This window comes from Micromonospora maritima (assembly GCF_902825405.1).
Classification (GTDB): domain Bacteria; phylum Actinomycetota; class Actinomycetes; order Mycobacteriales; family Micromonosporaceae; genus Micromonospora; species Micromonospora maritima.
This window is the reverse complement of the sequence record NZ_CADEAU010000214.1, coordinates 1-8,873: the sequence shown is the minus strand read 5'-3', so window position 1 is coordinate 8,873 and position 8,873 is coordinate 1. Positions and strand designations below refer to the sequence as shown.

Here is an 8,873-nt window from a genome sequence, read left to right as displayed (position 1 = left end):
GGCGACCGCGTCCAGGCCGAGCCAGCCGGCGAGCCGGTAGAGCTCGGCGGCGAGCGCCACCGCCGTCTCCCCCGGGTCGGCGCCCGGCTCGACCCAGGCGGCCGGCACCAGCAGCGCGCCGGCCTTGCGGTCGGCCTTGAGGTCGACCCGGGCGGTGAACCGCTCGCCCTGGCGGAACGGCAGCACGTAGTAGCCGTATGTCCGCTGCGGCGCCGGCACGTAGATCTCGATCCGGTAGGTGAAGCCGAAGAGCCGCTCGGTGCGGCCCCGCTCCCAGACCAGCGGGTCGAACGGACTGACCAGCGTGTTGCCTCGTACCCAGCGGGGCAGTCGGGCGTCGGCGTGCAGGTAGGCGGGATGCCGCCAGCCCTGCACGGTGACCGGGGTCAGCTCGCCCGCCTCGACCAGCTCGGCCACCGCCTGCCGGGCCCCGGCGACCGGCAGCCGGAAGTAGTCGCGAAGCTCCGGCTCGGCGGCGACGCCGAGCGAGCGGGCGGCGATCGAGACGAGCATCCGGTGCGCCTCGGCGTCGGTCGGGGTGGGCGCGTCCCGCACGGCGGCCGGCAGCACCCGCTCCGGCAGGTCGTAGCGGCGGGCGAACGAGTTGGTGCGGTCGGCCGCGGTCACCTCGCCGGCCCAGAACAGGAACTCCAGCGCCCGCTTCACCGCCGACCAGTTCCAGCCCCAGTTGCCGGTCTCGCGCGGCGCGTCGTGCTCGATCTCGGCGGCGGTCAGCGGGCCCCGGGCGGCCACCTCGTCGCGCACCCACGCCACCAGCTCGGGCTGCTCCTGGGCGATGCGGCGCATCCCGCCCCAGGCCTCGTCGCGCGCCCTGGCCATCCGCCAGCGCAGCGCCGGGTGCAGCCCCACCGGGACCAGCGACGCCTCGTGCGCCCAGTATTCGAACAGCTCACGGGGGCGGCGGTAGGCGGCGGTGTCGAGCAGGGCGGTCGGATAGGGCCCGAGTCGGCTGTAGAGCGGCAGGTAGTGCGCGCGTTGCAGCACGTTCACCGAATCCATCTGGATCAGCCCGACCCGGTCGAGCACCCGGCGCAGGTGCCGGCGGGTGGGCACGCCGGTGGGCGTCGGGTCGGCGAAGCCCTGGGCGGCCAGGGCGATCCGCCGGGCCTGGGCGAGGGAGAGCGATTCCGGTACGGCCATCGTCGGCGACCCTAATCCAGCGGTACGACATCACCCGGGAGCGGCGGCTGGACTGTTCGCCCGTCGGGGCATAGAACGGACACGTGCTCACCATCCGCCGGGAGGAGCCGGACGACGCCGAGGCGATCGCCCGGGTGCACATCCACGGCTGGCAGGCCGGGTACGCCGGGATCATGCCGGACGAGGTGCTGCGCCGGCTGAACCCGCTCGCCTGGGCACAGCGTCGCCGCGACCTCGGCACCGCCGACCCGGATCACCCGTTCACCACGCTCGTCGCCGAGGACGACGGCCTGGTCACCGGGTTCACCACGTTCGGGCCGTACCGGAACAACCAGGACCGCGACGACCTGGACCCGGCGCACGGCGAGTTGCTGGCGATCTACCTGGAGCCCGCCTACTGGGGTTCCGGCGTCGGCCGGACGCTGCTCGACGCGGCGCGCGCCGGCCTGGCCGAGCGGGGCTGGACCGGCTACCGGCTCTGGGTGCTCGCCGACAACGCCCGGGCCCGCCGGTTCTACGAGCGGGCCGGGCACTCACCCGACGGTGAGGAGACCGCCTATCCGGTGCCGCTGGCCGGCGGACGCGCCCCGGTCCTGCTCCGCGAGCTGCGGTACACCGCCGGCGGCTGACCCGGCCGGGACGTCGTCGCCGGGACGCCCACCGCCGCCCGGCGTGAGCCAGCGGCGGATCGGCAGGCCGAGCAGCAGCGCCAGGCTGATCCAGACGTACGTGTTGCTGCCCAGGAAGCCGTCCACGCCGGTGAAGTCCTTCTCCCAGGACCAGACGATCCGGCTGCACAGCAGCGCGTACCCGACGAGCGCGGCGCCCAGCAGCAGACGGCGCCGCCGGCTGCGCGCGGGCGCCGCCATGCCGTTGTCGACGAGCAGGATCAGCCCCGGCAGCAGCCAGACCAGGTGGTGCACCCAGGTCACCGGGCTGACCAGGCACATCACCGCGCCGGTCAGGGCCAGGCCGGTGGCCTCGTCGCCGGCGGCCACCGCGCGCCGGCACCGCCAGCCCCAGACCGCCAGCGTGGCCAGCACGAGCACCAGCCAGGCGACCGTGCTCGGGTCCTGCGGGTCCAGCCGGGCCACCACCCCGCGCAGCGACTGGTTGGAGACGAAGGCCAGCTCACCGACCCGGTCGGTGTTCCACAGCGCCTCGGTCCAGAACTCCCGGGAGGCGTCCGGGAAGAGGCCGGCGGCCACGAGCGTGGCGACGGCGGCCGTGCCGACCGTGGTCAGCGCGGCCCGCCAGCGGCCGGTGACCAGCAGGTAGACGATGAAGATGCCGGGTGTCAGCTTGATCGCGGTGGCCAGTCCGATGCCCACGCCCGCCCACCGGTTACCCGCCGGCAGCAGCCACAGCAGGTCCACCGCCACCAGGAACAGCAGCAGCATGTTGACCTGGCCGAAGTTGACCGTCTCGCGCATCGGCTCGTACGCGGCGGCCAGGCAGAGCGCGACCGCGAGGGTGAACCAGCGGGTCCAGCCGGACCGGCGGGCCACCGGGTCCAGCAGCCGCCAGATCACCACGGCGCTGACCAGCACCGTCGCCGCCACGCTCACCGCGATCGCCGCGGTCCACGACAGGTACGCCATGGGCAGCATGACGAGCGCGGCGAACGGCGGGTAGGTGAAGCCGTACTGGGTGCCGGCCCGGAGGAAGTCGTAGATCTCCCCGCCGTCACGCGCCCAGAACGTCAGCGCCCCGTAGTAGACCTGGAGATCGAAGAAGCCGTGCCGCACCGCCGCCACGGACAGGAACACGGTGACCGCCGCGGCGAGCGCCGCCACGGCGACGACCTGCGCGATCGTCCGCCCGGCACCCTGCGCCACCGTCGTCCTCCTCGCCCTGCGTAGGCTCACGTGCCATGGCTGCAGGCTACGTCCGCCCCGCGCGTCCCGAGGACGTCGCCGAGATCGCACGCATCCAGCTCGCGACCTGGCGGGTCGCGTACCGCCGGATCCTGCCCCGGCACGTGCTCGACAACCTGGACGAGGCATACCTGGCCCGGCGGTGGAGCGCGGCGGTGCAGGAGCCGCCCTCGGGCGCGCACCGGGTGCTGGTCGCCGTCGAACAGGCCGCGCAATCCTATCTGGTGGGGTTCGCCGCCTCCGGTCCGGCCGACGCCGAGGCGCTCGCCCCGGGAGAGCCGGCCGACGCCCTCGCCTCGGGCGTGGTGGCGGTCACCGATCTGCTGGTCGAGCCCCGTTGGGGTCGGCGGGGGCACGGCAGTCGGCTGCTCGCCGCCGCGGTCGAGCACTGGCGTACCGACGGTTTCACCCGCGCGGTGGCCTGGGCGTTCGACGCCGACGCGGCGACCCGGGCCTTCCTCGGCTCGACCGGCTGGGAACCGGACGGCGCGACCCGGGCGCTGGACGTGGACGACATGCTGGTCCCCCAGCTCCGGCTGCACGTGGCCGTTCCCGAGGAGGCGGCGGCGACGGACCCGGAGGCATCTCCCGCCGACCGATGAGTTTCCGCCCCGGCGCCGGTCCGACCCTGGTAGGCACGACACAGGCCAGAGTGAGGAGCGGATCATGTTCGGCGACACGAAGGCGTTCAGCGGGTTCTCGGTCGACGACCCGGACCGGGCGCAGCGCTTCTACGCCGACGTGCTGGGGCTGCGGGTCTCCCGGGACGACGACATGGGCGGGATCCTGACGCTGCATCTGGCCGGCGACCGGCCAGTGCTCGTCTACCCGAAGCCCGACCACCGCCCGGCGAGCTACACCGTGCTCAACTTCCCCGTCCCGGACGTCGACCGGGCGGTCGACGAGCTGGTCGCGCGCGGCGTACGGCTGGAGCGGTACGACGGCATGCCGCAGGACGACAAGGGGATCATGCGGGGCAACGGGCCCACCATCGCCTGGTTCACCGATCCGGCCGGCAACGTCATGTCGGTCATCGAGGAGAGCTGAGCCGGCGCGCTGGCGGTCCCGGCACGGGGCGGGACCGCCAGCGCGGATCAGCCCTTGTCCGCGCCCTCGTTGGCGCCGCGCACGAAGTACCGCTGGAAGATCACGAAGAGCACCGCCACCGGGATGGTGGCCAGCAGCGCCGCGCCGAGCTTCAACGGATACTGGGTGCCCTTGCCGAGCGAGCCGCTGACCAGGTCGGCCAGCCCGCGCGGCAACGTGAACAGGTCCGGGTCCTGGACCGAGACGAGGCTGTGCGGGAACTCGTTCCAGGAGCCCTGGAACGACAGGATGGTCAGCGTGATCAGCGCCGGTCGGGCCATCGGCAGCACCACCGACCAGAACGTGCGGAAGACGCCGGCGCCGTCGATCCGGGCCGCCTCCTCCACGCTGACCGGGATCGACTCGAAGAACTGCTTCATGATGAACACGCCCGCCGCGTCGGCGAGCAGCGGCACGATCAGACCGGCGTAGCTGTCGTAGAGGCCGATCTGCTTGAGCACCAGGAACTTCGGGATCAGCAGCACCACGCCCGGCACCGCCATCACCGCGATGACGGCGGCGAACAGCCCGGCCCGGCCCCGGAACCGCAGCCGGGCCAACGCGTACCCGGCGAGCGAGTCGAAGAAGACCCGGCCGAGCGTGACCAGCACGGTGACCAGCAACGAGTTGCCGAGCCAGAGCGGGAAGTTGGTGCCGGAGAAGATCCGATCGAAGCCGGCCAGCGTGAGCGGGTCGGGGAACGGGGAGAGCGGGTTGGCCGCCGCGTCCGGCTCGGTCTTGAGCGAGTTGCCGAGCTGGATCACGAACGGGTAGAGGAAGACCAGCCCGAAGAAGATCAGGACCGCGTACCCGAGGACGCGGTTGACCCGGGCGCGCACCCCGCGGTCGCCGCGGCGGGCGACGGGCGCCGGCCGGTCGGTCAGCACGGCCATGTCAGGACCCCTCCGGTACGCGTCGCCGCCACCACCGGCCGCGCCGGGTACCGTCCCGGTCGGCCATCAGCCAGCGCTGGAACAGGGTGAGCAGGATGATGATCAGGAACAGCACGAACGAGATGGCCGCGCCCGAGCCGTAGTCGAAGTCCCGGAACGCGGTCCGGTACGACAGGTACGCCGGGGTGAGCGTGGTCTTCGCCGGGTCGCCCTGGCTCATCACGTACACCTGGTCGAAGACCTGCCAGGAGCCGATCAGTCCCAGCGTGACCACGAGGAACGTGGTGGGCTTGATCAGCGGCAGGGTGACGTACCGGAACCGCTGCCAGCGGCTCGCGCCGTCGAGCGTGCTGGCCTCGTCCAGCGCCACCGGCACGTTCTGCAGGGCGGCCAGGTACATCAGCATGAACGTGCCCGAGGTGGTCCAGATGACCAGGCAGATGATCGACGTCATGGCCACGCTGGGCCCGGACAGCCAGTCCCACCAGGTCAGCCCGAGCGGGCCACCGGAGGTGAGCGCGGCCGGCGGCTCGTTCATCCCGAGCGCGCCGAACAGCAGGTGCAGCACGCCCCGGCCGTCGGCGAACCACTCCGGCCCGTCGAGGCCGAACAGGGCGAGCAGCCGGTTGACCGCCCCGGAGTTGGCGAACAGGAAGAGGAACACCACGCTGATCGCCACCGAGCTGGTGACCGACGGGAAGTAGAAGGCGCTGCGGAAGAAGCCCTTCCCCTTGAGCAGCCGGTTGTTCACCACCAGGGCGAGACCGAGGGCGAGCGCGGTCTGCACCGGCACGACGATCCCGACGTAGTAGATGTTGTTGCGGATGGCGGTCATGAAGTCGCGGCGGGCGAGCCCGTCGTCCGTGAACAGCTGGGCGTAGTTGTCGCCGCCGACGAACGGCACGTCGCCGGTGAACGGGCTGCCCTGGCCGTTCCAGTCGGTGAGGCTCACCCAGAGCGCCATCAGGATCGGCAGCAGCAGGAAGAGCCCGAGGATCACGATCACCGGCGCGACGAAGAGCCAGCCGGCGAGGTTCTCGTTGCTGCGGATGCCACCACCGGATCGGCGACGCGGCGGGCCGGCCGGCGTGGTGCCCGGCGCGGCGAGCGTGTCCGTTGCCATCTCCCCTCCTCTCTCGGGAGGAGGTGTAAGGAGGGGCCCCCTGTTAACACCCGTCTGTTAATAAGGGGCCCCTCCTTACACCTCAGCCGCCGAGCGCCGCCTTGGCGTTCTTGTCGAAGTTGGCCAGGATGGTCTTCGGGTCGCCGGTGGCCAGGCCCTGCAGGCCGGCCTCCAGGTCACGCAGCACGCTGTCCATCTTCGGCGCGTTCACCGGCCCCTGGGCGTACGCGGCGCCGTCGATGAACGGCTTGTCGGCCGGGAAGGCGCTGGTGTACTGGCCGCTGACGGACTGGCGGGACGGCATCACGCCGAACGCCTTGGCGAAGGCGATCTGCTGCTCGCCGGCGGTCATCGCCTCGACGAACTTGATCGCCTGCTCCTTGTACTTCGACTTGGCGGCGATGCCCCAGCACTGGGTGAAGGAGAGCGTCCCCTGGCCCTTGGGGCCGGCCGGCAGCGGGACCACCTTGTACTTGACGTTCGGGAAGTCGTTCTGCAGGGCGCCCTTGATCCAGTTGCCCTCGATGGTCATCACGGCCTTGCCCTTGCCGAACGCCTCACCGGACCAGCCGGCGTCGAGCTGCTTCGGGAACTTCGCGTAGCCGTTGGTGAGCAGCGACTTGACGTACTGGAGGGCCTGGAGGTTCTCCGGGGTGTCCGCGGTCGGCTGCTTGCCGTCCTTGCTCATCAGCCAGCCGCCGTTCTGCACCAGGAACGCGCCGATGCGGTCCCGGGTGTCGCCGAGCGCGAGCGCCACCTGGCCCTTCGCCTTGATCTTCTGGCTGACGGCAGTGAGCTGGTCCCAGGTGGTCGGCACGTCCGCGTCGGTCAGGCCGGCCTTGGTCCAGAGGTCGGTGTTGATCTGGAGCGCCAGGGTGGAGAAGTCCTTGGGCGCGCAGTAGAGCTTGCCGTCGTAGGTGAACGCGGTGCGCAGGCTCTCGTAGAAGTCGTCGGTGTTGCTCACCTTGTCGCCGTACGGCTCCAGCGCCCCGACGCTGGCGAAGTCGGCGAACCGGGACGCGTCGACGTAGAAGACGTCCGGCGGGGTGCCACCGGCCAGCGCCTGGCCGAGCTGCTGGGTGAGGTCCTGGGCCGGGGTGACGGTGGCGGTGTTGCCGGAGGAACTTGCCCACTTCGCGGCGGCCTCCTGCACGGCCTTGGTCTCGGCGTCGCCGGAGGAGCCGATCAGGATCTGCAGGCTGGCCGGGCCGCTGGACTGCTTGGTGTCGCCGGCCGAGTCGTCGAAGCCGCTGCCGCAGGCGGCGGAGCCGAGCAGCGCGACGGCGGCGACGCCCGCCAGCGCGGCCCGGGTGAACGTGCGAGGTGTCATCTGATTCTCCTGGTGGGGGATGGGATCACGCCGTGTGCCGAAGCACCAGCGAGGGACTCAGCAGCAGCTGGGGGTCGCGCTGCTGCCCGTCGAGCAGCCCGGTGAGCAGCTCGACGCAGCGGGCGGCGGCCTCACCGAGCGGTTGGCTGACGCTGCTCAGCCCGACCGCGGCGGCCACCGGGGTGTCGTCGAAGCCGACGACGGCGACGTCGGTCGCCGTCTCGCGCGCGGCCTGCCACGCGCCGAGCGCCAGCGAGTCGCTGGCGCAGACCACCGCGGTCGGCGGCGCGTCGAGGGCGAGCAGCGTGCGCAGCTCGCGCGCCCCCTCGGCGATGCCGTCCTCGGTGGCGCGGTCCGCCGCGGCGCTGTCCAGGCCGACCTCCGCCATCGTGGTACGCCAGCCGGCGCGCCTGTCGTCGCCGACGCCGGAGCCGGCGGGCCAGCCGAGGAAGGCGATCCGGCGGTGGCCGGCGGCGAGCAGGTGCCGGGTGGCCTGGGCGGTGCCGGCGGCGCCGTCCACGTCGACCCAGGGATGGGCGTCCGGGGTGTCCCAGGGGCGGCCGAAGGTCACGAACGGCACCTCGCGCTCGGCCAGCCACGCGGTGCGCGGGTCGCCGTGCTTGGTGCCGGTGAGCACGAACGCGTCCAGGTCGTACGCGCCGAGCAGGGCGTCGTAGGTGGCGATCTCCTGGTCGTCGTCGCGGGCGGTGTAGAGCAGGACCCGGTAGCCGCCGGCGTCGGCGGTCTCGGTGAGGCCGTGCAGGAAGCGGTCGAGCACCGAGCCGTTGATGCCGTCCCGGGTGGGCTCGATGCGGACGGCGATGAGCCGGGACCGGCCGGTCCGCATCTGCCGGGCGGCCTGGTTGGCCCGGTAGCCGAGCGCCGCGATCGCCTCGCGTACCCGCTGCCGGGTGTCCTCACGGACGATGTGCGGCGCGTTGAGCACGTTGGAGACGGTCTGCCGGCTGACCTGGGCGTGCCGGGCCACCGTCGCGATGGTTACCTTTTCTCCCACGAAATCCCTCTCGCCGCCTTGAACGATCCAATCTCGATGGGGCAGGATTAGAACGTTCAAAGTTTCTGGAATGTTTCGCACTTTGCACCGGCCGCGGTCATCTGTCAAGACGTCCGTCGCCACCGATCAGCACCAGGAGTCCCCCCGTGACCGAACGCCACCTCCAACCGCTGCTGCACGACCTGGTCGGCGTGGTGCACGCCCCCACCAGCGCGCTCGGCGACGCGGCCGGTCAGCTCCGGCCGCAGGGTGTCCAGGGCGTCTTCCACGCCGACGCCCGGGTGCTCTCCCGCGCCGAGCTGCGCCTCGACGAGCGGGAGCCGGAGTCGATAGATCGGAAGAGCGTCGTGTAGGGAAAGAGTGTTCAGAGCGGTGTAGATCTCGGTGG

The 8,873-nt window shown here is 72.0% G+C and carries 9 protein-coding genes; 3 read left to right on the top strand and 6 right to left on the bottom strand.

What is annotated here, in order from left to right:
- Positions 1-1,161: winged helix-turn-helix domain-containing protein (locus tag HUW36_RS18930; RefSeq protein WP_174529393.1), on the bottom strand; the 1,161-nt coding region annotated here is incomplete at its 3' end.
- Between the two features lie 83 nt (positions 1,162-1,244).
- On the opposite strand from HUW36_RS18930, the gene HUW36_RS18925 reads away from it, so the two are divergent.
- Complete coding sequence (locus HUW36_RS18925; RefSeq protein ID WP_174529392.1) at positions 1,245-1,790, top strand: GNAT family N-acetyltransferase; 546 nt, start codon at positions 1,245-1,247, stop codon at positions 1,788-1,790.
- Here HUW36_RS18925 and HUW36_RS18920 read toward each other — a convergent pair.
- Positions 1,695-2,999, bottom strand: coding sequence for a glycosyltransferase family 87 protein (locus tag HUW36_RS18920; RefSeq protein ID WP_174529391.1), 1,305 nt, complete (start codon positions 2,997-2,999; stop codon positions 1,695-1,697). The two genes, HUW36_RS18925 and HUW36_RS18920, sit on opposite strands and share 96 nt — an antisense overlap.
- A 35-nt stretch (positions 3,000-3,034) precedes the next feature.
- On the opposite strand from HUW36_RS18920, the gene HUW36_RS18915 reads away from it, so the two are divergent.
- Positions 3,035-3,640: a GNAT family N-acetyltransferase gene (locus HUW36_RS18915; protein WP_174529390.1), complete on the top strand. Its 606-nt coding sequence runs from the start codon at positions 3,035-3,037 to the stop codon at positions 3,638-3,640.
- Between the two features lie 64 nt (positions 3,641-3,704).
- Entirely contained in the window at positions 3,705-4,085 is a 381-nt protein-coding gene (locus tag HUW36_RS18910; RefSeq protein ID WP_174529389.1) for a VOC family protein, read from the top strand.
- A gap of 47 nt (positions 4,086-4,132) precedes the next feature.
- Here the strand turns inward: HUW36_RS18910 and HUW36_RS18905 are convergent, their stop codons facing one another.
- The 4 genes from HUW36_RS18905 to HUW36_RS18890 form a co-directional block, all read right to left on the bottom strand.
- Positions 4,133-5,017: a carbohydrate ABC transporter permease gene (locus HUW36_RS18905; RefSeq protein WP_174529388.1), complete on the bottom strand. Its 885-nt coding sequence runs from the start codon at positions 5,015-5,017 to the stop codon at positions 4,133-4,135.
- A gap of 1 nt (position 5,018) precedes the next feature.
- Complete coding sequence (locus HUW36_RS18900; RefSeq protein ID WP_174529387.1) at positions 5,019-6,140, bottom strand: carbohydrate ABC transporter permease; 1,122 nt, start codon at positions 6,138-6,140, stop codon at positions 5,019-5,021.
- An 82-nt stretch (positions 6,141-6,222) separates the two neighbouring features.
- Complete coding sequence (locus tag HUW36_RS18895) at positions 6,223-7,470, bottom strand: sugar ABC transporter substrate-binding protein (RefSeq protein WP_174529386.1); 1,248 nt, start codon at positions 7,468-7,470, stop codon at positions 6,223-6,225.
- 25 nt (positions 7,471-7,495) lie between these two features.
- Positions 7,496-8,485: a LacI family DNA-binding transcriptional regulator gene (locus HUW36_RS18890; RefSeq protein ID WP_174529385.1), complete on the bottom strand. Its 990-nt coding sequence runs from the start codon at positions 8,483-8,485 to the stop codon at positions 7,496-7,498.
- Between the last annotated feature and the right edge of the window lie 388 nt (positions 8,486-8,873).